The organism is Sedimentibacter sp. B4 (assembly GCF_000309315.1).
GTDB lineage: Bacteria > Bacillota > Clostridia > Tissierellales > Sedimentibacteraceae > Sedimentibacter > Sedimentibacter saalensis.
In genome coordinates this window covers 1-207 of sequence record NZ_CANG01000586.1, presented here as the reverse complement: position 1 = coordinate 207, position 207 = coordinate 1, and the positions used below count along the sequence as shown (strand labels likewise).

At 62.8% G+C, this 207-nt stretch carries 1 pseudogene; it reads right to left on the bottom strand.

What is annotated here, in order from left to right:
- Window positions 1-153, bottom strand: a pseudogene (locus BN358_RS23920) (transcriptional regulator); the annotation flags it as partial.
- Window positions 154-207 lie beyond the last annotated feature (54 nt).

Below are 207 nucleotides of genomic sequence, written 5' to 3'. Positions count from 1 at the left end.
CTTCTGCACCGCGGCGAAGCTCATCGAGTAGCTCGCCGCAAGCGCCGTGACCGAATGCTCTCCGGCCAGCACCCGCCGCAGGATGTCGCGCCTGGTGCGGTCGGCGAGGGCGTGGAAGAACGCGTCCGCCCGGTCCTCGTCCTCTTCGATCACCCGGAAAATATACAACCAATTGGTTGTATGTTGTCAACCGCTCAGAGTGCCGTT